Annotated in this window: 30 protein-coding genes; 17 read left to right on the forward strand and 13 right to left on the reverse strand. The window is 61.1% G+C overall.

Annotated features, from left to right (window positions below):
- The 3 genes from F753_RS44625 to F753_RS44635 form a co-directional block, all read left to right on the forward strand.
- Positions 1-384: molybdopterin-dependent oxidoreductase (locus tag F753_RS44625; protein WP_023446637.1), on the forward strand; the 384-nt coding region annotated here is incomplete at its 5' end.
- Positions 385-436: 52 nt separating this feature from the next.
- Positions 437-706 carry a pentapeptide MXKDX repeat protein gene (locus tag F753_RS44630; protein ID WP_023446638.1) on the forward strand — a complete coding sequence of 90 codons (270 nt, stop codon included), beginning with the start codon at positions 437-439 and terminating at the stop codon, positions 704-706.
- A 416-nt stretch (positions 707-1,122) separates the two neighbouring features.
- A complete protein-coding gene (locus tag F753_RS44635) occupies positions 1,123-2,151 on the forward strand; it encodes an IS30-like element ISPfl2 family transposase (RefSeq protein WP_011805384.1) in 1,029 nt (342 codons plus the stop codon).
- A gap of 65 nt (positions 2,152-2,216) precedes the next feature.
- On the opposite strand, the gene F753_RS44640 is transcribed toward F753_RS44635, so the two are convergent.
- Positions 2,217-2,981 carry a DUF6969 family protein gene (locus F753_RS44640; protein ID WP_156924056.1) on the reverse strand — a complete coding sequence of 255 codons (765 nt, stop codon included), beginning with the start codon at positions 2,979-2,981 and terminating at the stop codon, positions 2,217-2,219.
- A 53-nt stretch (positions 2,982-3,034) separates the two neighbouring features.
- On the reverse strand, positions 3,035-3,850 hold the full coding sequence (locus tag F753_RS0125245) for a cytochrome c peroxidase (RefSeq protein ID WP_041207321.1): 816 nt from the start codon (positions 3,848-3,850) through the stop codon (positions 3,035-3,037).
- 279 nt (positions 3,851-4,129) lie between these two features.
- Here F753_RS0125245 and F753_RS44645 point away from each other — a divergent pair, with 279 nt between their 5' ends.
- The 7 genes from F753_RS44645 to F753_RS44675 all read left to right on the forward strand — a co-directional run bounded on the left by F753_RS44645 (position 4,130) and on the right by F753_RS44675 (position 8,554).
- Entirely contained in the window at positions 4,130-4,735 is a 606-nt protein-coding gene (locus tag F753_RS44645; RefSeq protein ID WP_023446642.1) for an RNA polymerase sigma factor, read from the forward strand.
- Positions 4,729-4,956 carry an anti-sigma factor family protein gene (locus tag F753_RS44650; protein WP_023446643.1) on the forward strand — a complete coding sequence of 76 codons (228 nt, stop codon included), beginning with the start codon at positions 4,729-4,731 and terminating at the stop codon, positions 4,954-4,956. The genes F753_RS44645 and F753_RS44650 overlap by 7 nt, the downstream gene beginning before the upstream one ends.
- Before the next feature lie 86 nt (positions 4,957-5,042).
- A complete protein-coding gene (locus F753_RS44655; RefSeq protein WP_023446644.1) occupies positions 5,043-5,741 on the forward strand; it encodes a DUF2064 domain-containing protein in 699 nt (232 codons plus the stop codon).
- Positions 5,728-6,450 carry a glycosyltransferase gene (locus F753_RS44660; protein ID WP_023446645.1) on the forward strand — a complete coding sequence of 241 codons (723 nt, stop codon included), beginning with the start codon at positions 5,728-5,730 and terminating at the stop codon, positions 6,448-6,450. Before F753_RS44655 ends, F753_RS44660 begins: the two co-directional genes overlap by 14 nt.
- A 10-nt stretch (positions 6,451-6,460) precedes the next feature.
- Complete coding sequence (locus tag F753_RS44665) at positions 6,461-7,246, forward strand: DUF547 domain-containing protein (protein WP_023446646.1); 786 nt, start codon at positions 6,461-6,463, stop codon at positions 7,244-7,246.
- Positions 7,247-7,260: 14 nt separating this feature from the next.
- Positions 7,261-8,157, forward strand: a complete 897-nt coding sequence (locus F753_RS44670) for a patatin-like phospholipase family protein (protein ID WP_023446647.1) — start codon at positions 7,261-7,263, stop codon at positions 8,155-8,157.
- Positions 8,141-8,554, forward strand: a complete 414-nt coding sequence (locus F753_RS44675) for a hypothetical protein (protein ID WP_023446648.1) — start codon at positions 8,141-8,143, stop codon at positions 8,552-8,554. Before F753_RS44670 ends, F753_RS44675 begins: the two co-directional genes overlap by 17 nt.
- Here the strand turns inward: F753_RS44675 and F753_RS44680 are convergent.
- The 7 genes from F753_RS44680 to tnpA form a co-directional block, all read right to left on the reverse strand.
- On the reverse strand, positions 8,551-8,781 hold the full coding sequence (locus tag F753_RS44680; protein WP_023446649.1) for a hypothetical protein: 231 nt from the start codon (positions 8,779-8,781) through the stop codon (positions 8,551-8,553). The two genes, F753_RS44675 and F753_RS44680, sit on opposite strands and share 4 nt — an antisense overlap.
- Complete coding sequence (locus F753_RS44685) at positions 8,778-9,629, reverse strand: HD-GYP domain-containing protein (protein ID WP_041207328.1); 852 nt, start codon at positions 9,627-9,629, stop codon at positions 8,778-8,780. Before F753_RS44685 ends, F753_RS44680 begins: the two co-directional genes overlap by 4 nt.
- Positions 9,630-9,825: 196 nt before the next feature.
- Entirely contained in the window at positions 9,826-10,170 is a 345-nt protein-coding gene (locus tag F753_RS50330; RefSeq protein ID WP_084799352.1) for a GFA family protein, read from the reverse strand.
- Between the two features lie 126 nt (positions 10,171-10,296).
- On the reverse strand, positions 10,297-10,641 hold the full coding sequence (locus tag F753_RS0125260) for a hypothetical protein (protein WP_023443790.1): 345 nt from the start codon (positions 10,639-10,641) through the stop codon (positions 10,297-10,299).
- 216 nt (positions 10,642-10,857) lie between these two features.
- Complete coding sequence (gene tnpC, locus F753_RS44690; protein WP_023444193.1) at positions 10,858-12,402, reverse strand: IS66 family transposase; 1,545 nt, start codon at positions 12,400-12,402, stop codon at positions 10,858-10,860.
- A gap of 88 nt (positions 12,403-12,490) precedes the next feature.
- A complete protein-coding gene (gene tnpB / locus F753_RS44695; RefSeq protein WP_023443792.1) occupies positions 12,491-12,826 on the reverse strand; it encodes an IS66 family insertion sequence element accessory protein TnpB in 336 nt (111 codons plus the stop codon).
- Entirely contained in the window at positions 12,823-13,158 is a 336-nt protein-coding gene (gene tnpA, locus F753_RS44700) for an IS66-like element accessory protein TnpA (RefSeq protein WP_023443793.1), read from the reverse strand. The genes tnpB and tnpA overlap by 4 nt, the downstream gene beginning before the upstream one ends.
- A gap of 105 nt (positions 13,159-13,263) precedes the next feature.
- Between tnpA and F753_RS44705 the strand changes: the two genes are divergently transcribed.
- The 3 genes from F753_RS44705 to F753_RS44715 are packed head-to-tail and all read left to right on the forward strand — an operon-like array spanning position 13,264 to position 19,168.
- Positions 13,264-14,520 (forward strand): TolC family protein, encoded by a 1,257-nt coding sequence (locus F753_RS44705; RefSeq protein ID WP_031298292.1) that lies wholly within the window; start codon positions 13,264-13,266, stop codon positions 14,518-14,520.
- Positions 14,517-16,040, forward strand: coding sequence for an efflux RND transporter periplasmic adaptor subunit (locus tag F753_RS44710; protein WP_023446652.1), 1,524 nt, complete (start codon positions 14,517-14,519; stop codon positions 16,038-16,040). The genes F753_RS44705 and F753_RS44710 overlap by 4 nt, the downstream gene beginning before the upstream one ends.
- Positions 16,037-19,168, forward strand: coding sequence for an efflux RND transporter permease subunit (locus F753_RS44715; RefSeq protein ID WP_023446653.1), 3,132 nt, complete (start codon positions 16,037-16,039; stop codon positions 19,166-19,168). The genes F753_RS44710 and F753_RS44715 overlap by 4 nt, the downstream gene beginning before the upstream one ends.
- 74 nt (positions 19,169-19,242) lie before the next feature.
- Here the strand turns inward: F753_RS44715 and merA are convergent, their stop codons facing one another.
- From merA to merT, 3 genes are all read right to left on the reverse strand, one after another.
- Positions 19,243-20,661: a mercury(II) reductase gene (gene merA / locus F753_RS44720; RefSeq protein ID WP_023446654.1), complete on the reverse strand. Its 1,419-nt coding sequence runs from the start codon at positions 20,659-20,661 to the stop codon at positions 19,243-19,245.
- 2 nt (positions 20,662-20,663) lie between these two features.
- Positions 20,664-20,954: a mercury resistance system periplasmic binding protein MerP gene (merP, locus tag F753_RS49635; protein ID WP_031298295.1), complete on the reverse strand. Its 291-nt coding sequence runs from the start codon at positions 20,952-20,954 to the stop codon at positions 20,664-20,666.
- 67 nt (positions 20,955-21,021) lie between these two features.
- Entirely contained in the window at positions 21,022-21,372 is a 351-nt protein-coding gene (gene merT, locus F753_RS44725; protein ID WP_023446656.1) for a mercuric ion transporter MerT, read from the reverse strand.
- A gap of 71 nt (positions 21,373-21,443) precedes the next feature.
- On the opposite strand from merT, the gene merR reads away from it, so the two are divergent.
- From merR to F753_RS44745, 4 genes are all read left to right on the forward strand, one after another.
- A complete protein-coding gene (gene merR / locus F753_RS44730) occupies positions 21,444-21,887 on the forward strand; it encodes a mercury resistance transcriptional regulator MerR (protein WP_023446657.1) in 444 nt (147 codons plus the stop codon).
- A 68-nt stretch (positions 21,888-21,955) separates the two neighbouring features.
- On the forward strand, positions 21,956-22,216 hold the full coding sequence (gene grxC / locus F753_RS44735; protein ID WP_023446658.1) for a glutaredoxin 3: 261 nt from the start codon (positions 21,956-21,958) through the stop codon (positions 22,214-22,216).
- 22 nt (positions 22,217-22,238) lie between these two features.
- A complete protein-coding gene (locus F753_RS44740) occupies positions 22,239-23,270 on the forward strand; it encodes a DUF3179 domain-containing protein (protein ID WP_023446659.1) in 1,032 nt (343 codons plus the stop codon).
- A complete protein-coding gene (locus F753_RS44745; RefSeq protein ID WP_023446660.1) occupies positions 23,251-23,451 on the forward strand; it encodes a hypothetical protein in 201 nt (66 codons plus the stop codon). Before F753_RS44740 ends, F753_RS44745 begins: the two co-directional genes overlap by 20 nt.
- Positions 23,452-23,489: 38 nt before the next feature.
- On the opposite strand, the gene tnpC (F753_RS44750) is transcribed toward F753_RS44745, so the two are convergent.
- Positions 23,490-24,594 (reverse strand): IS66 family transposase (gene tnpC, locus F753_RS44750; RefSeq protein ID WP_023446661.1); only part of this gene is annotated, 1,105 nt, incomplete at its 5' end.

A 24,594-nucleotide genomic window follows, 5' to 3' on the forward strand; every position in this document is an offset into this window, starting at 1 on the left:
CGTGCCATGGCGCAGCCCGACCAGACCCCCCGCCACATCTGCGTCGAAGGCTGGAGCGCGATCGGTCGCTGGGGCGGTGTGCGCTTCAGCGACTTCCTCAAACGCATCGGCGCCGACACCGACGCCAAATACGTCGGCTTCAAGTGCGCCGACGATTACTACACCAGCATCGACATGGCCACCGCGCTGCATGCGCAGACCCTGTTGGCGCTGACTTGGGACGGCAAGGTGCTGCCGCGTGAGTACGGCTTCCCGATGAAACTGCGCATGCCCACCAAGCTTGGCTACAAGAACCCCAAACACATCCAGGCGATTTTCGTTAGCAACACCTACAGCGGCGGCTACTGGGAAGACCAGGGCTACAACTGGTTCGGTGGCAGCTGACGGAGCCTGAAGCTTTCACACACCCGCAAACTGAGCTTCAAGGAGTTTCATCATGAAAAAGCTGACTACCGTTGTTCTGTCCTTGTGCCTGGCCGTTGGCGCTGGCTCTGTGTTCGCTGCTGACACCATGAGTCACGACAGCATGAGCAAGGATTCCATGTCCAAGGATGCAATGAAAAAAGATGGCATGAAAAAGTCTGACCCCATGTCCAAAGACTCGATGTCAAAAGACCATATGTCCAAGGACTCTATGTCTAAAGACGGTATGAAAAAAGAAGCCATGTCCAAGGATTCGATGAAAAAGGACGCCATGTCGCAGTAATTTCAATCATCGCGCCCATATAAGAGCGCACAAAGAACTGGTCACGAAATGGTGATCCGCGGTATTTCTTTGCGACCTATATCATCCGCGCGAATGGTGCCCAGAAATTTCAAAAAATGAGGCCTGAGAATGCAGCGTTTAGTGCTGCAGTTTTAGCCCGGGCCTCATACATTGACTTAAAGACAACCTTGAACACCTAAAAACCGAATTGGTGGACACTCCAGTAATCTCGTCGTCCTTCATTTATCGAAACCTAGGAAACCCAGGTCTTTTGACGAAACTGATGGAACGTTGAGCACTCATCCGTTCCGCCTAAACAAGCCAAAACGTCTGGTATTAAGAGACATCTATTTTTACACCTGGGCGGCCGCAAAAACTGAGTGCAACACCTGACCTTTCCGGTACGGTGTTGCCCCATGTCCTATTCCGAACTCAGCGTCGAAGAGCGCGCCGCCATTCAACTCGGTCAAGCCCAAGGTTTCAGCCTGCGCGGGATTGCTCGCCTGATCAACCGATCGCCCTCGACCATCAGCCGCGAGCTGAGACGCAATCAAGACGGCATTGGTGCTTACGCGGCCCGTAGCGCCCAACAACAGATGAGGATTCGGCGCCAAGCCTGCCGGCCCAAGCGCAAGCTGCTGCCGGGCAGTGAGCGCTTCGAGTTGGTGGTCCACATGCTGCGTGAGCGTTTGTCTCCCGAGCAGATTGCCGGCAAGCTGCGCAGCATGAACATTTCCAGCCTTAGAGATGCCTACGTCTGTCGCGAGACGATCTACAACGCGATCTATGCCCTGCCGGTCGGCGAACTGCGCAAGGAGCTGATCATCTGCCTGCGCCAAGGCAAGACGGCCCGCCGGCCGCGCTCTGGCGGTGTAGATCGGCGCGGCCAGATCCCCGAGATGGTCAGTATCCACGTGCGCCCGCCGGAGATCGAAGACCGACTGATGCCGGGCCATTGGGAAGGCGACCTGATCAAGGGCAAGGCCAACGCCTCGTCCGTAGGCACCTTGGTAGAGCGCACCAGTGGCTACCTGATCCTGGTGAAGATGAACGACGCGACGGCGACCTCGGCGATGGAAGGTTTCAGCGCGGCGCTCAATCGCATGCCGCTGGCGATGCGCAAGAGCATGACCTACGACCAGGGGCGGGAGATGGCGCGGCACGCCGAGATCACCCAGAAGACCGGGGTGGCGATCTACTTCTGCGACCCGCACAGTCCTTGGCAGCGCGGCAGCAACGAAAACATCAATGGCTTGATCCGCCAGTACCTGCCCAAGGGCACAGACCTGTCGGTACACAGCCAGGAAGAGCTGGATGCCATTGCACTGCAATTGAATATGCGCCCGCGCAAGCGCTTCGACTTCAAATGCCCGATTGAAGTCATGAGCGAGGTGATGCAAGAAGCCATGGCTATGCGGCATGATGCTCCAGCTTCAATTCAATAACCGTGTTGCACTCAGCTCCTGAAACCGCCCAGGATATTCATGCTGGTACTTACCTTGGTTGAAGCTTATCGGCTTATGCCCTGGGCCTGACGCAGCTGCTCGACCCAAGCGTTGATTGAGATGTCGAGATGCCCGGTGATCTCCAGTGAACGGTCTTCCAACACATCCTGGTCGGGATGCAGCGCACGCCAGTGCTCGACAACCTGATCACGATGATCAAGCAATGCCTCGATATGCGGGCGGAACAACTTGAGCATGGCGCTTAGCCACAGATTGGTCGGCCAGGAGGGATGGGCGTGGTCGATCAGAAAACCCGGCAGCATCTCCTTGACGGCCGTTGCCGGGTACCAGGTTTCTGCCGTGACCCAACGATTACAGGCGAACAGGCCAATGGGCTGGCCCCAGGCATCCATGGAAATGGCCACCAGATGGGCAATGGCCTCATCGCCCATAGGCCAGGGCTCGCTCTTACACAAATCCTTACGCGGCTGCAGGTGCGCACCTATGCCTGCACCACGGATAAAGGTGTGGAAGTGTCCATGCTCCACGCCCCCTTCACGGTGAGCGTGGTAGTAGTACTGGCTGTGGCTGTCGCGGTCGAATACGTCGCCATCGGGGTAGTGGTTCATTTCATAGAACCCCTCATGGCCCTTGAGCAGTTCGCCGACCACGTTCAACCCAGCCTTGGCCAGCGCATGCTGGCAACGCTCAACCTTAACGGCCGCCTCCAGCATAACGGCCCGTTCGTGAGGCGAAAGCGCGGTTGCATCAGGCGCGGCCAACAGCATGCCGGGGACGGCATTGGGTAGATTGGAAAGCGGTAAATTCATGCAACCCTCCAAACGCGCCGGAGCCGATCAAACCGGCCCCGGCTTGTCCTGGTTCAAGATTTGACGGCGCAGGGATTTTTAGCCGCGCAAGGGTTCTTCGCGGCACAAGGGTTTTTCGCAGCACAAGGATTCTTGACCGCGCAGGGGTTTTTCGCGGCGCACGGGTTGGCCGCACAGGGATTGGCTGCGCAGGGATTGGGCTTAAAACTGGTCTGCAATGTCGCGGTGTAGGCTGTCAGCGCCGCCAGTTCCTTCGACTCCCAGCCCAATGCCTTGGCCGCCATGGGCGCGACCATGCAGATCTGCACCATCTCATCGAGAAAGACCTGGCTCATGCCGAACTGATCCTTGGCCATGGCCACCTGGTGGGGGAACGCCTTGGCAAAGCTGGCCTGAAACAGGTTGCCACCCTGGTGGCAGGTCTCGCAGGACAGGCCATTGCTGCTCAGTTTTGGGTCCTTGTAAAGCTTCTCGCCATAGGCCACAAGCTCAGCCTGGGAGCCCTGATAAGGCTTGTAGTTCGCTGGGCGCTTGACCGATTTGACGGCGCAAGGATTGAGCTTGGCCGCACAGGGGTTCTTGGCGGCACAAGGGTTTTTCGCAGCACAAGGATTAGCCGCGCATTTGGCGGCGCAGGGATTTTTTGCGGCGCACGGGTTCTTTGCCGCACAGGGATTTTTCGCGGCGCATGGGTTCTTGGCTGCACAGGGATTCAGCGTGGCTGGCGCGCATTTGGCCGCGCAAGGACCGCAGGGGCTGGCGGCGAAAGCTGGGCCGGCCAGAGCCAAGGCCAGCACGCTGGCGGACACCATCGCGGCAATGGGACGCTGACAAGAAAACTGCGGATGATCGGGACAAGTCGAGAGCATGGGGGCTTTCCTCATAGGGCCACAGGTATTGTTTGTTATTGGTGCCACCACTGAAGACACCTGCGCTGGCATGTCTGCAAGCATTGTCAGCGCTTGATCGCGTTCTCTCCCTAGGCACACTAGTCGGCTTTGGATGATTCGCTACTACTCTGATGAAGCATCGATGTTTTTGTTACAGACCACGTCCTTCTCGATTCCGAGCTGTAACAAAAGCCGTGTTGTTTGATCCAAGACCAATGCTCACAATCACGCCCATGAACCATCTGAGGTAATCCGCGCATGGATGATGAACAGGCACTGCTCAAGCGACTGCGACAGGGCGACAAGGAAGCGTTGGAAAGCGTTATCAAGCTGCATCACGCCTTCTTGATCGCGATGGCCACGCCATTGGTCGGCCATGAACTGGCTGACGATGTCGCCCAGGAAACCTGGATCAAGGCTTTTTCCGCCATCAAGAAATTTGAAGGGCGCTCGAAACTGCGCACCTGGCTGGCGCGCATTGCCATCAACGAGGCCCATGCCATCCGCCGCAAGACCGGCCGCGAGGTGTCGTTCGACGGCTGGGGGCATGATCAGGGCTCCCCAATCAGCACGCGTTTCAATGAACAGGGTGCGTGGGACGCGCCACCCAGCCAGTGGCACCACGACACCCCGGAAGAATTGCTGACCGAAGCCGAACTGCACGAATGCATCCACAAGCATCTGCATAAGCTGCCCGACGACCAACAGAGCGTGGTGATGATGCGTGAGCTGGGCGGCCTGGATTACACCGAAATCGCTCGTGCCCTTAATCTGGCCGAAGGCAATATTCGGGTGCTGTTGCACCGTGGCCGGCAACGCATGCACGCCATGCTCAATCATTTCGAGGAGGTGGGAACATGCTGAGCTGCCGCGAAATGTCGGAACTGAGCTCCGATATCATGGAAAGCCACCTGAGCCTGAAAAATCGCTGGGCGGTCTATATGCACCTGCGCATGTGCCCGCGCTGCAAGCTGTATCTGGAACAACTCAAGCTGACCTCTGAAGTGCTGCAGAAGTTGCCATTAGACAAGCAACCGGTGGACAGCGCGGCCATCCTCAAACAGCTCAAGTTGCCTGAAGATTGACCCGGGCCTTGTAACAAAACGGCTTATGCCCGCTCCTAATGGCACAGCGCTTCGCGCTGCCTCTCAGGTGCACATGGAGCATAAGTTTGAGCCTCGATCTCAGCAAAGATGAACCTCAGCCCGCCTTGGTTCTGTTGTGCAAACGTCCGGCCCTGGGGCACTCCAAACAGCGGCTGGCTGCGCAAATAGGTCTGGAACCTACCCTGCAAATCGCAGAAAAGCTGCTGCTGTGTGCGCTGGAAGATCTGCAGCATTGGCCGTACCTGCCCGTTATCGCGCCGGATCATCCTGATCATTTTGACTGGGCCAGCGACAGCAACCCTCGCGCACTCGTCATTGCACAGTCAGCCGGCAACCTGGGCCAACGACTTCAGGCGCTGGATCAGCACTTGCGGGCAAGGGGCTATGGCCACTTGCTCTATATAGGCAGCGATTGTCCGGCCTTGAACCAACAGCACTTTCGCCGCGCCTGCCAGTTGCTGGATAAGCACGACACGGTATTGATCGCCGCCCGTGATGGCGGCGTGGTGTTGATGGCCAGCAAGCGCCCTTGGCCCAAGCTGGACGATCTGCCCTGGAGCACGGCGATCCTGAGGCAGGCCCTGGTACAACGTTGTCGACAGGCCGGTCATTCGGTGATCGAAGCAGACATTTTGGCCGATGTTGACCAGCGCGAAGATCTGCCAGGGCTTGTCCGTGAGCTGGAGCAGGATGGCCGCCCTGCTCGCCGGGCATTACTGACCACTTTGCAACGCCTGGGGTTGGAACAGCATGCAAGCCAATAGAGCCATCAGCGTGATCATTCCCTGCTGGCACGACCATGCCGCGTTGGCAGCCCTGCTCGCCCGCCTCAACGGCTTGGCGCAACGGGCACGGCAGCAGTTGCAGTTGCTGGTCGTGGACGCGGCCAACAGCCCCGACTGCCAACGCATCTGTAACCAGCTGGGCGCTCAGTGGCTTGCCTCAGCCCCCTGCCGGGGTCAGCAACTGCGCCAAGGCGCAGCACAGGCGCAACATTCAATTCTGTGGTTTCTGCATGCCGATGCCCAGCTGCTGGGCAACCCACTGCTGGACGTGCAGGCGGTGATGAGCAATGGCGCTGTCGGCGGCTTCTTCGCTTTCCGCTTTGCCGGGCCAAGCTGCTGGCAAAGCCGATTACTTGAGCAACTGATTGGCTGGCGTAACCGCTTCGGCACCCCCTATGGCGACCAGGGTCTGTTTGTCGAGCACAGTGCCTATCTCGCCTGTGGCCAGCACAGTCCCTGGCCACTTTTTGAAGAGGTCGATCTGGTTAGCAACCTGCGTGGCGTCGGCGATTTCCAGCGTATCGAACATGGCTTGCTGGTCGACCCCCGGCGCTGGCAGCGGGACGGCTGGTGGCGCCGTTCCCTGAGCAATCGCCTGCTGGCGCTGGCCCATGCCTGCGGTGTTTCCGCGTTCACCCTCGCTCGCCTGTACCAGCGCGGCCAAGGCCCCCACTCACTGAAACCTTAGGAAACCACCCATGCGCCCACTGTTTTTACTGATGGTCTTGTGCTTCAGCAGCCTTTTGCAGGCCGACACCTTCGACCATCAACATCAGGCCTGGACCCGCCTGCTGCAACAGCATGTGAGCTGGCTGGAGCAGGGACATGCCAGCGTCGTCGACTATGCGGCCGTGCAAAAGAACCGCACCGAACTGGATCGTTACCTGAGCGTGCTATCCGCCGTCCCCCCAGCCGACTACCAGCGCTGGCAGCCTGAACAGCGCCTGGCGTTTCTGATCAATGCGTACAACGCCTTCACCCTTAAGCTGATTGTCGAGCACTACCCGCTGGACTCGATCAAGTCCATTGGTGGTCTGTTCAGCAGCCCCTGGAAGCAAGCCTTTATCCCGCTTCTGGGGCAGCGCTTGAGCCTGGATCAAATCGAGCACGGCATGATCCGCGAGCCTGGCGTATTCGATGAGCCGCGCATTCACTTTGCTGTCAATTGCGCGTCAGTAGGCTGCCCGGCATTACGCGACGAGGCCTTTGTCGCCGAACGTCTGGAGGAACAACTGCAGGACAGTCAGCAGCGCTTTCTATCCGATCGCAGCCGTAATCGCTTTGACCCCACAAGCCAGCGGTTTCAGGTGTCGAAAATATTCGACTGGTATGGCAAGGACTTCATCCAGCAATGGGGGTCGCTGGAAGCCTATTTCCAGCAGCACTTGGCCTTGCTGAACCCATCTGCCAGCCCAGTGCCGCCCCAAGGTCGCGTACGCATCGACTACCTTGACTATGACTGGAGCCTGAATGAAGCGCGCTGAAAGGAGCATGTCCCATGGCTGAGGTCACGGCATTGGTATTGGCCGGCGGCGGTAGTCTGGGTGCCGTACAAGTGGGCATGCTGCAGGCACTGGTACAGGCCCGCATCAGCATCGATCTAGTTATTGGTGCGTCAGTGGGGGCGATCAACGGCGCCTACTTTGCCAGCCGCCCGGATAGCCACGGGGTCAGTGAGCTGGCCAGCATCTGGTGCGGCCTGAGTCGACGCGACATCTTTCCATTCAGTGTGCTGGGCGCGGGGGTCGCCCTACTACGTGGACAAGGCCACCTGCTCGCCAGCCAGGGCCTGCAGCACATGATCGGGCGATTTCTGCCGGCGGCTCGTATCGAGGACAGTCGGCTGCCTCTGCACATCATGACAACCGACATGCTAAATGGCGCGGAAGTGTTGCTTTCACGGGGCAATCTGCTGAAAGCGCTATTGGCCAGTGCCGCCATACCCCTGGTCTATCCGCCGGTTGAGATCGATGGACGACTGTTGATAGACGGTGGGGTAGCCAGTAACACACCCATCGCCAGTGCCGTCGCACTCGGCGCCACGCGCATCCTGGTGCTACCCACAGGCTTTGGCTGCGCATGCACAGCGCCGCCGCGAAGTCTGGTTGCCCGTGGCCTGCACACCCTTAACCTGATGAGCATGCGCCAGCTGGTACGTGACATCGCCCTGCATCAATCCCTGGCCCGTATCCATGTGGCCGCCCCGCTCTGTCCTCTGGGCGTCTCCGTCTTTGACTTCAGCCAGACCGCCAGCCTGATTACAAGGGCCAGGCAGCAAACCCAGATCTGGCTTGAGCTGGGCGGTTTGCAGCAGACGGCGATTCCCGAGGCGTTGCTGGCCCACTCCCACCCCGATATGCCCACCGAAGAGAGCGCCAATGAACGCACTGATTAACCTGCACCTGAACCTCTGGCAGTCCTTCCGCCGACTCCCCCTATGGGTACAGCTGTGGATGGCGGCAATACTGCTGCCGGCGAACCTAGCCAGCTTGCTGCTGTTGCACTATCCCAGTGCCCAATGGATTGCGCTGAGTGCACTCATAGTGGTCGGCAGCAATATGCTGCTTATGTACGTATATGGCGGATTCAGTCGACTGCTCGCGGTTCCCCACCTGCTGATTTGGGGCCCGTTACAAGTCATGTTGCTGATGTACCTGGCACAGTCAGGCAAACCGCTGACAACAGGTGAAGTGCTGTATGTAAGCCTGGTCTTGGTGGTAAACGGCATCAGCCTGGTCTTTGACCTGATCGACGCCTGGCGCTGGATGCAAGGCGAACGCCAGATGTTTTAGGAACTGGTCTCGGCCCGCTCACTGTCGCGGCGGGCCTGGATAGCACTAAAACTCGCCACGGCAAAAGGCACCAGATAGTTGAGCAGAAGGTGAAAGACAGACAGTTTTTCTGCTCCCCATAACGCACCGCCCTGATTGATCAGGTTCAATACACTCCCTACCAGCAGAGCCGTGACCGCAGCACGCCGCCATACGCCAGGCTGAGCAAGTGATCTGAATACCTTCATGGCGCTGTACCTGCGGGCAACGTGGCGGTTGAGTTGAGCATTTGCTGCAACGGCATACTGGCAACCGCCTCGGCGATTACACGGCGAATAAGGCCATGATCGGCCTCGGGCTGTAGCGCCCGTGGATCGCCCACTTCCCCGGTCGGCTTGGCCAGCAGCCCGGCCTTGCCCTGCTCCAAGATAAAACCGCCACCACAGTTACGGCAGAAAATGGCTTCACCGGCTTGCTGCTCACGCCGGACAACCAACGTGGGGCCGCACATGGGGCAATGCTGCAAGGGAATGCCCTCATCGGAGTGAGCAATAACATGATCGAGCACGCCTTGGCGGCCGAGCATCAGAAAGTGCTCGCACAAGGCTGGATCGAACTGACTGCCACTCTGACTCTGAATGATTGCCAGCGCTTGGCCCCGACTCATACCAACCCGGTACGGACGGCTGCTGGTCATGGCATCGAAGGCATCGCACAAGCCCACGATACGGGCATCCAGAGATATTTCAGGGCCGCGCAGGCCACGGGGATAGCCTTTGCCATCGGGGCGCTCATGGTGGTTGTAGACAGCCTCCAGTACCAGGCCGGCCAGAGGATGACCCGCGAGCATTCGCGCCCCCATTTCCGGGTGGGTGCGAATCAAGGCGTATTCCTGCTCATCCAGCGCGCTGGTTTTGCGCAACACGGCATCCGTAATGCCGATCTTGCCCAAATCATGCAGAAAACCGCCCAGGCTGACCCGCGCCACATCGGCCGCTGTCAGCCCCGCGGCCTCGGCCAGCAGCCGCGAGTATCGCGACACCCGCCACAGATGGCCGCCGGTATAGGGGTCTCTGGCCTCGACAAACCAGGCCATCAGCAGCAAGGAACTGATCAAGGCGCCAGCCGCTTCCTGCTCGTCAGGCACAGGCAGCGTATGCTTTCGCCAGCCACTTAGAAAAGACAGCATCAATAATCCCTCTCAGAACAGACCGGCCCCTCCCGTAAAGCCTAGGAAGCAACCCCTAAAACGCTCATCTCTGGCCAGCCAGCAAACCACACCCCACTGCAGCCTAGTGGAGCACTGTTGAGTTCGTGTTCTCGATTCGTTGTAACTGCAGATCATCCACACACATCAAGTTCACCACCCAGGACTCGGGCAACACTGCCGGGCGGCTGAAGGTACTCACACCACACCCCTGGCAAAAGTAATGCCTGGCCTTCAGCGTGCCGAAGCGATACTCACGCAAATGCTCCTTACCTGAGCGTATGCACAACTGAGCTTCGGTGATGGCATGCCACAACACACCTTTACGTCGGCAGTAAGCGCAATGGCACCTCAACACCTCTGTGGGCATGCAACTGACTTCAAAACGCACCAGCCCACAATGGCAGGCGCCTCGATACGACTCGGCCATAGACTGCCCTCCCGGTCAAAGGAATGCCGACTCCGGCCAAGACGCAACAATGGGTTGGCACCTCCTTGTGCCCAGGGATAAAGAAGCCAGCGTGGTCGGCCCCTCCTCCAACAGACAGCCCCCCCATCAATGCTGGCTACCATAGATGGCACGGTCACGCAGGATGGGCGATTTGTAGCTTGGTTCAGGTTGGCTCTGCTGCGCATCCAGCGTGTCGTCCAGGCTGCCGGCAGCAGTCGGTTGCTCTTCGATCAGCTGGACAAAACGCTGGCCCTCTTCGCTCCGACCACGTTGCGCAGCCAATGCCTGCAGGCGTTGTTGATTGCGCATAACCCGCTCACTACCGCCTTCGGCGAGCAGCAGTTGCGGGGCCTGAGCGGACCAGGGCGATAGATTTTCCGAAGCCTGAGCCGCAGTGCCAAAGCCCACCAGCAGAGTGGCCAGAGCGGTCATGGTGATTAAGGTTTTCATGATGTAATCCTCTTAAGTTGTCTTACATCACTCAGATGACTGGCCGTAAGCGTCTAGCCAAGTCACCTTCCCAAGCTGTATCACACGGTGCACGGGTAGGCTGTATCACATGCTGCACGCCTGCTCTGTATCACACGCTGCACGCATAAAAATCAGTGCGAGACTATTACGGGTAGGCTGTTTGGGGTGATACACCGCTGTCGTTATTTGCTTGCCTCAGGCAGGCATCCACTGATGTGGGAGCAGTTGGCCGATCTCGCTCGCCCGTTGCGTCGGCAGGCGCATCAGCACATCTCTCAGATAGGCATACGGGTCGTGACCGTTAAGGCGCGCCGACTGGATCAGGCTCATGATCGCCGCCGCCCGTTTGCCGCTGCGTAGCGAGCCGGCAAACAGCCAGTTCGAGCGTCCAAGCGCCCAAGGCCGGATCTGGTTCTCGACCCGATTGTTGTCGATGGGCACGGCGCCGTCATCCAGGTAGCGCGTCAGCGCTTTCCAGCGTTTAAGGCTGTAGTCGAGTGCCTTGGCGGTCGCTGATCCATCAGGCACCAGGTCGCGCTGGGCCAGCATCCATTTATGCAGCGCGTTGAGGATCGGCGAGGACTTTTCCTGCCGTATCCGCCACCGATCCTCAGCACTCAAGTCACGCGCCTGCCGTTCGATTTCATAGAGGCCGGCGATCGAGTGCAGCGCCTGCTCGGCCAACTGGCTTTTGTTAGCTACGTGCAGGTCGAAGAACTTGCGCCGGGCGTGGGCCATGCAGCCGATTTCGGTGATGCCTTGCTCGAAGCTGGCCTTGTAGCCCGCAAAATCATCACAGACCAGCTTGCCGCCCCAGGAGCCGAGGAAGTTACGTGCGTGTTCGCCAGCGCGGCTCGGGCTGAAGTCGTAGACCACCGCCTTCAGGTCGGCGAAGGGCGTGGTGCAGTAAGCCCAAACGTAAGCCCGATGGGTTTTCTTCTCGCCTGGGGCCAGCATCTGCACCGGGGTTTCGTCGGCGTGAATCACACCTTGCGCCAGTACCGCTTCGCGCAAGGCGTCGACCAGCGGCTGGAGCTGCACGCCGGTTTGTCCGACCCACTGTGCCAATGTCGAGCGCGCGATAGGTAGACCCGCACGGCCAAAGATCTTCTCTTGCCGGTACAGCGGCAGATGGTCGGCGTATTTGGCCACCATGACATGAGCCAGCAGGCCGGCAGTGGGGATGCCCTTGTCGATCACCTGAGCTGGCACCGGTGCCTGGATCAGCGTCTCACACTGGTCGCAGACCCACTTGCCACGGATGTGCCGTTCCACCGTGAAGGTGCCCGGCGTGTAGTCGAGCTTTTCGCTGACGTCCTCGCCGATCCGCTTGAGCTGGCAGCCGCAGGCACACTGGGTGTTGTCCGGCTCGTGATGGATCAGGGTGCGCGGAAACTGGGCCGGTAGCGGCGCACGCTTGGGCTGCTGGCGGGGTTCGCCCTGGGCCGCTGGGGGATTTACGGCTTTCAGTTCTGCCTCGATAGCGGCGATATCGGTGTCGAGCAGTTCATCAAGCAGGCTGATCTGATCGGGGCTCAGTTGCTCACTTCGCTTGGCGAACTTGTGACGCTTGAGGATCGCGATCTCGTGGGCCAACTGCTCGTTGCGGGTCTTGTGGAAGTGAACCTGCTGGCTGAGACCGGATACCTGCTGATCAAGGTGGACGACACGCTCGGCCAACTGCGCGGCCAGTTCGCGCAGTTGCTCGGGGGTCAGATGGTCGAAGGTCGTCGAGGGCATGTGGCCGATTGTGACGGCCCCGTCCTTACCTGACGATAAGGCGTTCGGTGAATTGCCGCGCAGCGATGGTTGATAGCCGATGCGGGTGTTACAGCAGGCTGATCGCGGCGTCCTGCCCCAGCCGTTTCCAAGGCAGGCCGACCACCAGCGCTTGCAACTGCTCGGGGTTCAGCTCGCGCTGCGTGCCCTGCTCGCGACCGGGCCAAACGAAGCCGCCCTCGTTAAGGCGGCGGGCCGCGAGCCAGACACCGAAGCCGTCGTGCACCAGCACTTTCATCCGGTTAGCGCGCTTGTTGGTGAACAGGTAAGCCGTGTGCGGCTGCGCCGCACCGAACACCTGAACAACCCGCGCCAGGGCTGTTTCAGTGCCGGCGCGCATGTCCAGTGGCTCGGTGGCCAGCCAGATGCGTTCGATGCGGATCATGCGAGCAGCCCGCGAAGCAAACGTGCACAGCCCTCGCCGTCCTCCACCGGCCAGTGCACCGACAGACTGCCGGCGTGGTAGGGAATTTCGATTCGTATCGTCAGCTCCTCGGAGCCGGTACGCCCGGCAGGCAGAAAGCCGAGCGGCACCGGGACAAAGCGTGCAGACACGACCGGTAGCGGCTCGCGCTGCTTGCGAATCCATTTATGCACCAGGTTGGCATTGAGCCCGTGACTGAGCGCCACGCCGGCGACGGAAGCCCCGGACTGGGCGCACTCTTCGATGACTTGGGCCTTGAAAGCCTTGGGGAATGTACGGCGCTGTCGAGACACGAAACCCTCCAGAAAGTGGCTTGAAATGGTGTCCACCAAAAATAGGTGGACACCATGCCGTTATCGGGAAGAAGCGGGGAGATGGGTTCGGCGGACGGTTACAAAATGAGTTTCCGACGCAATCGCGGAGGGCGCGCCCGTCTGGCGCCCCTCACGCTGTGCGCCCTGGCCATGCCTGGCCTGGCCGCCGCCCTTACCCTGGACGAAGCTCTGCGCCTGGCCGAGCACGAGGCACCGTCGCTGGCTGCCCATGTGGCCAACCGCGAGGCCGCCGGCCAGGCGGCCATCCCCGCCGGCGAACTGCCGGATCCCAAGTTACTGCTGGGCCTGCAGAACGTCCCCATCGAGGGCAACGACCGCTGGCAACTGGATCGTGAGCCGATGACCATGCAGATGGTCGGGGTCATGCAGGAGGTCCCAAACCGCGCCAAGCGCCGCGCCCGGATGGAGGTCGCTCAAGCCGGCATCGACAGCGCCGACACGCTGCAACGTATAGAACGCCTCAGGGTCCGCCGGGAAACCGCGCTGGCCTGGATCGGCGGCTTCGCCGTCGAACAGAAGTTGCAGCTGTTTCAGAGCCTGTACGAGGAGAACCGCCTGCTGGCCAAGGCCGTACAGGCCCGTCTGGCCGGCGGCCGTGGCCAGGCGACCGACAGCTTGACGCCCAAGCAGGAGGCGGCGCTGCTCGCAGAACAAGAAGATGAACTCGAACGCAACCGCACCCAGAGCCGTGCGGCCCTGCGCCGTTGGGTCGGAGCAGCGGCCGTCGAGCCGCTGTCCGGCGCCTGGCCGAACTGGCGCGTAGACGAGTTGCATTTGCGCCACGGCTTGGATCGCCATCCGGAACTGGAAGCCTTTGTGCCAATGACACAGCAGGCAGAGGCTCAGGTGCGTCTGGCCGAAGCGGACAAGAAGCCCGACTGGAGCTGGGAGCTGGCCTATCAGAAGCGTGGCGACGCCTTTGGCGACATGGTCTCGGTGCAATTCAGCCTTGACTTGCCGCTGTTCAGCGCCAGCCGCCAGGACCCGAAAATTGCCGCCAGGCGTGCCGAACTGTTGCGCCTTGAGGCTGAGCGTGAAGCCATGACACGCGAGCGCCTGCAAGAACTCGATGACGATCTGGCCGAGTACCGCCGCCTGGATCGAGCACTTGCACGCAGCCAACAGACCCTGGTGCCACTAGCCGAGGAAAAGGTGCAACTGGCCATGGCCGACTACCGTGCTGGCCGCGGTGAGTTGATGAGTCTGGTGGCCGCCCGCCGTGAGCTGATCGAAGCGCGGCTGAAACACATAGACCTGCAACAGCAACGCGCGCAAACCAGCGCTCGCCTGTATTTTGCTTATGGAGACAGAAGCCAATGAAGACTCGAATTTGGCGAGGCGCGTTGCCGGGCCTCCTGCTATCGGGCATCGGCGTGACAGCTGGCTACTGGTTCGCCCATCAGTCGATGAACCACGCCTCCGCGCCCCCTCAGGCACCAACCCAGGCCAGCAAGGCCGACGAACGCAAGGTGCTGTATTGGTACGACCCCATGGTGCCGCAGCATAAGTTCGACCAGCCGGGCAAATCGCCCTTTATGGACATGCAACTGGTGCCGCGCTATGCCGACGAGGGGGGCGACAGCGCTGCAGTCAGCATCGATGCGAGCATCACCCAAAACTTGGGCATGCGCCTGGCTCCGGTGACCCGCGGGGCGTTGGTCAATAGCCTGGAAACGGTCGGCAACCTGACGTTCAATACTCGTGATATTGCCGTGGTGCAGGCACGTACGGGTGGTTTCGTCGAGCGCGTCTATGCCCGCGCGCCGGAGGATCTGCTCGAAGCCGGCGCGCCCCTGGCCGATCTGCTGGTGCCTGAGTGGGTTCGTGCCCAGGAAGAGTACCTGGCCCTGCGCGATGCCGGCGATCCCGCATTACTGGCGGCGGCGCGCCAGCGTTTGCGTCTGGCCGGTATGCCGGCGGCCTTGATCACCCGCTTCGAACGCAGCGGCAAGGTCCAGGCGCTGTGGACGGTGGCCAGCCCGATCGCCGGTGTGCTGCAACAACTCGATGTACGCGAAGGCATGAACCTGATGGCGGGTGACACCCTGGCCACCATCAACGGTTTGCGCAGCGTCTGGTTGGATGTGGCGGTGCCCGAGGCCGAAGCCCGGGGCCTGCGCTCAGGCCAGGCGGTAGAGGCGCGCCTGCCGGCGTTTCCCGGCGAAGTGCTCAGCGGCAGCATCGAAGCCGTTCTGCCCCAGGCCAACCTGGACAGTCGCACCCTGCGCGTGCGCGTAGTCCTGGATAATCCCGACGGTCGCCTGCGTCCGGGTCTGACCGCCCAGGTACGGCTGACCCGGCCGGCACAGGGCGATGTGCTGTTGGTACCGAGCGAGGCGGTTATTCGCAGTGGCCGCCGCGCCTTGGTGATGCTTGCCGAGGGCGAAGGACGCTACCGCCCGGTGGAGGTGCGCCTGGGCCAAGAAGCGGCGGGCAACACGCAGATTCTCGAAGGGCTGGAGGAAGGCCAGCAGGTGGTTGTCTCCGGGCAGTTCCTGCTCGACTCCGAGGCCAGCCTGCGCGGCATCCTGGTTCAGGAACTCGGCGCGCCAGCGGCCGAGGTCAAGCTACAGCCGGCCCTGCATGAAGCCGAAGGACAGATCGACGCCATCGAGGACGATGGCGTGATGCTCACCCATGGCCCGTTCAAGACCCTGGGCATGCCAGGTATGAGCATGCTGTTTCCGGTGGCCGATGCGGCGCTGCTGGAGGGCTTCAAGCCGGGTGACCGGGTGCGGGTCGGGGTGCGCGCCGACGACGAAGGGATGTGGATCGAGCGCATCGAGCACCTGATGCCCGCGCCCCATGGCGAGCGCGCCGACCAGGGGGTGCAGCCATGATCGCCGCCCTGATCCGCTGGTCGGTGGCCAACCGTTTCCTGGTGCTGCTGGCGACCCTGTTCGCCACCGCCTGGGGCATCTGGTCGCTGCAGAACACGCCCATCGATGCATTGCCGGATCTGTCCGATACCCAGGTGATCATCCGCACCCCCTATCCGGGCCAGGCCCCGCAGATCGTCGAGAACCAGGTCACCTACCCGCTGGCCACCACCATGCTGTCGGTGCCGGGGGCAAAGGCCGTGCGCGGCTATTCGTTCTTCGGCGACAGTTTCGTCTATGTCTTGTTCGAGGACGACACCGATCTCTACTGGGCGCGCTCACGGGTGCTGGAGTATCTCAGCCAGATCCAGAGCCGTTTGCCGGCCAGCGCCAAACCGGCGCTGGGGCCGGATGCCACCGGGGTCGGCTGGATCTATCAGTACGCCCTGGTCGACCGCACCGGCCAGCATGACTTGGCGCAGTTGCGCGCGCTGCAGGACTGGTTCCTCAAGTTCGAACTGAAGACCCTGGCGAATGTCGCCGAGGTGGCGACCATCGGCGGCATGGTCAAGCAGTATCAGGTGCTGCTCGACCCGATCAAGCTGGCCAGTCTAGGGCTGACCCAGTCCGAGGTGACGGCGGCCATCGGCCGGGCCAACCAGGAAACCGGGGGCGCCGTGCTGGAGTTGGCGGAAACCGAGTTTATGGTGCGTGCTTCCGGTTACCTGCAAAGCCTTAACGACTTTCGCGCCATTCCACTACGCCTGGATGCCGGCGGTGTGCCGGTCACCCTGGGCGAGGTGGCGCATATCCAGCTCGGCCCGGAGATGCGCCGCGGCATCACCGAGCTCGATGGCGAGGGCGAAGTGGTGGGCGGCGTGGTCATTCTGCGCAGCGGCAAGAACGCGCGCAGCACCATCGAGGCGGTCAAGGTCAAGCTCGGAGAACTCGAAAGCAGCCTGCCGGACGGGGTGGAGATCGTCACCACCTACGACCGCAGCCAGCTGATCGATCGCGCGGTGACCAACCTCAGCCATAAGCTGATCGAGGAATTTATCGTCGTGGCGCTGGTCTGCGCGGCCTTTCTCTGGCATCTGCGCTCCTCGCTGGTGGCCATCGTATCCTTGCCGGTCGGGGTGCTGATCGCCTTTATCGTCATGCACCAGCAGGGCATCAACGCCAATATCATGTCCCTCGGCGGCATCGCCATCGCTATCGGTGCCATGGTCGATGCCGCGGTAGTGATGATCGAGAACGCGCACAAGAAGATCGAAGCCTGGCACCAGAAGCATCCCGGCGAAGCGCTCAAGGGCGAAATCCACTGGAGGGTGATCATCGATGCGGCGGTGGAAGTCGGACCGGCGCTGTTCTTCTGCCTGTTGATCATCACCCTGTCGTTTATCCCGGTGTTCACCCTGCAGGCCCAGGAAGGCCGCCTGTTCGGCCCGCTGGCCTTCACCAAGACCTATGCTATGGCCGCGGCCGCGGGGCTATCGGTGACCCTGGTGCCAGTGCTGATGGGCTACTGGATTCGCGGGCGGATTCCCGACGAGGCGCGCAACCCGCTGAACCGCGGGCTGATCCGTCTCTACCAGCCGGCGCTGGATGCGGTACTGGCATGGCCCAAGACCACCCTGGCCGTCGCGTTGCTGGTGTTTCTCAGCACCCTGTGGCCACTGTCGAAGCTGGGCGGCGAGTTCCTGCCGCCGCTGGATGAGGGCGATCTGCTGTATATGCCGTCGGCCCTGCCCGGGTTGTCGGCGCAGAAGGCCGCGCAACTGCTGCAGCAGACCGACCGGATGATCAAGAGCGTGCCGGAAGTCGCCCATGTGTTCGGCAAGGCCGGCCGCGCCGAAACCGCAACCGACCCGGCGCCACTGGAGATGTTCGAGACCACTATCCAGTTCAAGCCGCGCGAGCAGTGGCGCGCCGGCATGACCGCGAACAAGCTGGTGGAGGAACTGGATCGAGTGGTGCAGGTGCCGGGGCTGACCAATATCTGGATTCCGCCGATCCGCAACCGTATCGATATGCTCGCCACCGGGATCAAAAGCCCGATTGGGGTCAAGGTCGCGGGCAGCGACCTGGCGCAAATCGATGCGACTACCCAGGCCATCGAGAAGGTGGCCAAAGACGTGCCCGGGGTGAGTTCGGCCCTGGCCGAGCGGCTGACCGGCGGGCGCTATATCGATGTCGACATTGACCGGGTGGCGGCTGCACGTTACGGCCTGAATATCGCCGACGTGCAGGCGATCGTCTCCAGCGCCATCGGCGGTGAGAATGTCGGCGAGACGGTCGAAGGCCTGGCGCGTTTCCCCATCAGCGTGCGTTATCCGCGGGAGTGGCGCGACTCGCTTGACGGGCTCGAACAGCTGCCGATCTACACCCCCCAGGGCAGCCAGATCACCCTGGGTACGGTGGCACGGATCAGGATCAGCGACGGCCCGCCGATGCTCAAGAGCGAGAACGCGCGGCCCTCGGGCTGGGTCTATGTGGATGTGCGTGACCGCGACCTAGCCTCGGTGGTGGCCGACCTGCGCGCTACCATCGACCAGCAGGTGCACCTGCAACCGGGCATCAGCCTCAGCTATTCGGGGCAGTTCGAGTTTCTCGAACGGGCCAACGCGCGGCTCAAGCTGGTGGTGCCGGCCACCCTGCTGATCATCTTCGTGCTGCTTTACTTGTGCTTTGGTCGCCTCAGTGAGGCCCTGTTGATCATGGCCACCCTGCCCTTTGCCTTGGTCGGCGGCGTCTGGTTCCTCTATTTGCTTGGTTTTCACCTGTCGGTGGCCACCGGGGTCGGCTTTATCGCCCTGGCCGGTGTGGCTGCAGAGTTCGGAGTGATTATGTTGCTCTATCTGAAAAACGCCTGGAACGAACGACAGGATGCCGGACACAACGACGAGGCCGCACTGCTAGAAGCGATCCGCGAAGGCGCCGTGCTGCGTGTACGGCCCAAGGCGATGACCGTGGCGGTGATCATCGCCGGGCTGCTACCGATCCTTCTCGGTGGCGGCACGGGCAGCGAAGTGATGAGCCGCATCGCCGCACCCATGGTCGGCGGCATGCTTAGCGCGCCGCTGCTGTCGCTGTTCGTATTGCCGGCGGCATATCGACTGATGCATCGGCGCCGACTCATAGCTCTTTGAGCTGATTGAAAAGGTAAAGCGCCCTGCTGGGCGCTCTACCTTTGACTTGAGATGTAATTGACTCTTTCTCTCGCTCAGCCGGCGCAGCAGGACAGTTCTTTCACGTCCTTGGTGAAGGTCTGCGCTGCCAACTTCAATCCCTCGACCATAGTCAGATAGGGAAATAGCTGGTCGGCCAGCTCCTGCACCGCCATCCGCGCCCGAATGGCCAATGCGGCGCTCTGGATCAGTTCGCCCGCCTCCGCCGCTACCGCTTGCACCCCTAGCAGCCGACCGGATCCTGCTTCGGCGACTAGCTTGATGAAGCCGCGGGTATCGAAGTTGGCCAGCGCACGTGGCACGTTATCCAGGCTCAGGGTACGGCTAACGGTTTCGAGGCCGGCGTGCTGTGCTTGGGCTTCGCTGTGACCGACAGTAGCCACCTGTGGATCGGTGAACACAACCGCCGGCATGACATCCAGATTGAGCATCGTCTTGCCGCCGAGCATGTTGGTCGCCGCACGGCTGCCGCCCGCCGCCGCCACATAGACAAACTGCGGCCGGTCGGTGCAATCCCCCGCCGCATAAATATCAGGGGCACTGGTGCGCATGCTGGAGTCGATCTGTATGCCGCCGCGCTCGTCCAGCTTCACGCCGACTGCCTCAAGGTTCAGACCTTGAGTGTTAGGCGTACGGCCGGTGGCAACCAACAGTTGCTCGGCCCGCAGTTCACCCTGGTTGGTGCTCAGGACGAACTCACCCTCGACATGCGACACCTGGCTGGCCTGCGTTTGCTCCAGCACTTCGATACCCTCCATACGCAAGGCCGTCGTAAGCGCTTCGCCGATGGCCGGGTCCTCACCGAAAAACAGGGTGTGGCGCGCCAGGATCGACACCTGGCTACCCAAGCGGGCAAAGGCCTGGGCCAGTTCCACCGCTACCACGGAGGCACCGATCACGGCGAGTCGCTTAGGAATTTTATCGCTCGCCAGCGCCTCGGTAGAGGTCCAGTACGGCGTGTCTTTCAGCCCCGGAGTCGCCGGAACGGCCGCGCTTGCGCCGGTAGCAACCAGGCATCGGTCGAAGGCAACAATGCGCTCGCCGCCGTCAGCCAGTTCTACGCGAAGCCTGTGGCCGTCCTGGAAACGGGCGGTGCCACGTAGCACGCTGATGGCTGGGGTGCTCTGCAGAATACCTTCGTATTTAGCGTGACGAAGTTCGTCTACACGCCCCTGTTGTTGCGCGAGCAGTCGTTCACGTAAAACCGTCGGCGGCGTGGCTGATAATCCAGTGTCGAACGGACTTTCGCGGCGCAGATGGGCCACATGCGCGGCACGAATCATGATTTTCGACGGCACGCAGCCGACATTGACGCAGGTGCCGCCGATGATGCCACGCTCGATCAGGGTGACGCGGGCACCGCCTTCCACCGCCTTCAGCGCCGCCGCCATGGCGGCAGCACCGCTGCCAATTATGGCGATATGCAGTGCCGTCAAGCCCTCGGAGTTACGCATGGTCACTCCTTGAGCGAAGCAGGATAGCCCGCATTTTCGCTGGCCTGGGTGAGCGCTTCAACGCTGGTCTTGGCATCGTCGAAGGTGACAATGGCTTCACGGTTCTCATAGCTCACCTCGACCTTGGTCACGCCCTCAACCTTGCTCAGCGCCTTCTTCACCGTAAACGGGCAAGCGGCGCAGGTCATGCCGGGCACCTCAAAGGTGACGGTCTGGATAGCCGCCCAGGCAGGCGTGGCGATGAGGGTGGCCAGGGCGATGAATGCGAGCAATCTTTTGTAAGGCGCATCCATGCGTCTTACCCCTGCGGGGCTGGCGCGAAAATGTGTTCCTGACAAATTTTTCATGGCGAACTCCGGATCAATAGAACAAGAGAAGGACGTAGGGGAAGCCGAGCGCGACCAGCACCAAGGCCGCCACCAAGCAAAACAGCAGCTTGTAGGTGGTGCGTACCTGAGGGATGGCGCAAACCTCACCCGGCGTGCAGGCCTGAGCCGGGCGAAAAATACGTCGCCAGGCAAAAAACAGCGCTACCAGTGCCGCGCCGATGAAGAGCGGTCGGTAGGGTTCCAGCACGCTCAGGTTGCCAATCCAGGCTCCACTGAAGCCCAAGGTGATCAACAGCAGCGGCCCAAGGCAGCAGGTCGAGGCAAGAATCGCCGCCAATCCACCCAGCGCAAGAGGGGCGCGCCCGTTTGGCGATTCAGACATACATTGCTCCTTTTATGCACTTGATCGATGAACTAAGGTTACTTCCGTAGTCAAGTACGGGATCAAGTATCATGGAGAGCACGGCACAGCGTCTGACCATTGGCGTTTTCGCCAAAGCCGCCGGCGTCAATGTAGAAACCATCCGTTTCTATCAGCGCAAGGGCTTATTGCCTGAGCCAGATAAGCCGTTCGGGAGTATTCGTCGTTATGGCAACGCCGATGTGGCGCGGGTGCAGTTCATTAAGTCCGCTCAGCGCTTGGGCTTCAGCCTGGATGAAGTGGCCGAATTGCTGAGGCTGGACGACGGCACGCATTGCCTCGAAGCCCGTGAGTTGGCCGAACAGAAACTTACCGATGTGCGCGATAAACTCGCGGACCTCCAACGGATCGAGTCAGTGCTGACGCAGCTGGTTCGCGCCTGCTGTGCAAGCCCAGACAGGGTGGCCTGCCCGCTTATTGAGTCGCTGTATCAACGCAAGAATCCGCCTAACAGTGAGCTGCAAAACCCACTGTAACAAAGCCCATAGCGGCTCATCTCAATTGCACAGGGCGACTGTCTCGCTCTGCCAACTGAGGTTTAACCATGAGCCGCGTCATCCTTTACACCAGCCAGCACTGCCCTTTCTGTAAACAAGCCGAGCATCTGTTGAGCCAGCGCGATGCCGGTCCCCTGGCGAAAATCCGGGTGGACCTGGACCCCGCTCAGCTGCAACAGATGATTGAACTGACTGGCCGGCGCACCGTACCGCAGATTTTTATCGGCGAGCGCCATATCGGCGGTTATGACGATTTGGCCAAGCTCGACCGCAGTGGCGAACTCAAGACGCTGCTCGGTAACCAGTAGCCGTCTGCTGATGGGAGGCGCCATGCACTGCCGCTACCTTCTGACCTTATTGGGCCTGGTCTACCTGGGCGCCACAATGCCCGTTCAGGCCCAGCCACCAGCCGGGCCTGAGCGCGTGCTCTCCCCCAGCCATGCCATGTTTACCGAGCTGCTGCTCTCCGGCGGCCCCGGCAAGGACGGTATTCCCGCCATCGACTCGCCCAAATTCAGCGATGCCCGGGATGCAGACGACTACCTCAAAGCCCAGGACATCGTATTCGGTGTCTATCACCAGGGGGAGGCAAAGGCTTACCCGCAACGAATCATGGTCTGGCATGAAATCGTCAACGACAGCCTTGGTGGCGAGCCCGTCAGCATTACCTACTGCCCGCTGACGGCCACGGCCATCGGCTTCAAACGCGGCAGTACCAGCCTTGGTGTCTCCGGTAAACTGCTGAACAGCAATGTGGTGATGTACGACCGGGCCAGCGACAGTTACTGGTCGCAGATCGCCGCTGTGGCCTTCGAGGGGCCACTCAAGGGCCAGAGCCTGGATGAAATCCAGGTCACCTGGACCACCTGGGCGCGCTGGAAGGAGCGCTACCCACAAACCCAAGTGCTGACTGAGCGCACCGGTTATATGCGCAACTACAACCGCGACCCCTATGGCAGTTACAGCCCGCTGCATGGCTACTATATCGAGCCGCAGGTGATGTTTCCGGTCACCCATAGCCGCCCCGAGTTACATGCAAAGCAGATGATTCGCGGTTTTCGCACCTCACAGGTGGCGGTCGCCATCAATCGGGAATATCTGGAGCAACAGGGTATCGTGCATTACCAGCATGCTGACCGACATTACCTGATCATTCAGGACAGCCGCCTCGATACCGCCTGGGTTTATGAGTCTGACGCGCGCATCGCCCTCGACCCAGCCACTCTGAACTTCACCCAGGACGGCCCGCAAGCCCCGGAGCTGCAGGGGTTGGCCAAGATAAACATGATCGATGCCATGTGGTTTGCCTGGGCCACCTTCTACCCACAGACGGTGCTGCTCGATGCCCCTGCCGGCCTTTAAGCGCTGGCTGATCGGCCTAGCCTCCGGAGTTTACGGGCTGCTGTACCTGTATATGCTCGGGGATATCGACATCGGTACTGCTGGCTGGGGCTGGCACAGCCTGCCCTGGCAGTGGGCCCATCTCCTTTCCCAGCGCAGCCCCTGGCAATTCGAGGCGCTGGCCATGCTGGAGATGGGGTAAGCGCTCCATAAACCCCGTCCTAGCGGACGGGGTTGTTTTCAGGAAGCAGCTGGCGCTGGCGAGCAGTTCCACGGCAACAGCGCTTCGTAGCCTTCGACGCTGTTGACCTGAGGCAGGCGCTCAAGGATGTGGCGCAGGTAGGCGTAGGGCTCCTGGCCATTGGCTTTGGCGGTTTCGATCAGACTATAGATCTGTGCGCTGGCCGTGGCGCCTTTGGGTGTGTCGCTGAACAGCCAGTTTTTGCGGCCGATGACGAACGGGCGGATGGCGTTCTCGGCGCGGTTGTTGTCGATGGGCAGGTTTCCGCCTTCGATGTAGCGCTCCAGGCGGCTCCAGTTGTTCTCCAAGTAGTTCACCGCCTTGCCCAGGGAGGTCTGTCCGGCGACCTGCGGCTGAGCTTTGTCGAGCCAGGCTTTGAGCTGGTCGAGCACTGGTTGACTGCGCTGTTGGCGGGCACTCAGGCGTTCAGCGTCGCTGGCGTCTTTCAGCTCGCGCTCGATACCGTAGAGTTTGTTGATCAGGTTCAGGGCCATGTCGGCTCGCCCAGTTTTGCCTTTAGGCTGCACCTTCTGCGCCTCGATAAATTTGCGCCTCGCATGGGCCCAGCAGGCCAGCCGCTCGATGCCCGCTTGCGCGGCCACGGCGTTGTAGCCGGAGTAGTCGTCGGTCATTAAATAACCGCAATAGCCGGTGAGCAGGCGCAAGGGTACGTCCTGCGCACGACTGGTTGTGTAGTCGAAGAGGATCACCGGCCTGTCTGGCGGGCCGCCGGTTTGCACCCACATCCAGGATTGGCTGCTCGGGCCGCGCCCCGGTTCTTTGAGCACCTGCACCCGGGTTTCGTCGCAGTGCAACACCGGATAATCCAGCAGCGTGTCGCGCATCAAGTTGAGCAAGGGTTGCAGATAGTCACCGCATTGGATCACCCAGCGAGCCAGGGTCTGCCGCGGGATGTCGATGCCATGGCGATGGAGGACTTTCTCGAAGCGGTACAGCGGGATGCCGTCGGCGTACTTGGTGGTCAGCAGCATCGCCAACACGCTGGGCGTAGCCAGGCTTTTCTCAATCAGTTGCGCGGGCTTGTCCGCGGTGATCGGGGCGGCTTCGCAGGCTTTGCAGGCGTAGGTCTTACGGATATGGCGG

Source organism: Stutzerimonas chloritidismutans AW-1 (genome assembly GCF_000495915.1).
Taxonomy (GTDB): domain Bacteria; phylum Pseudomonadota; class Gammaproteobacteria; order Pseudomonadales; family Pseudomonadaceae; genus Stutzerimonas; species Stutzerimonas chloritidismutans.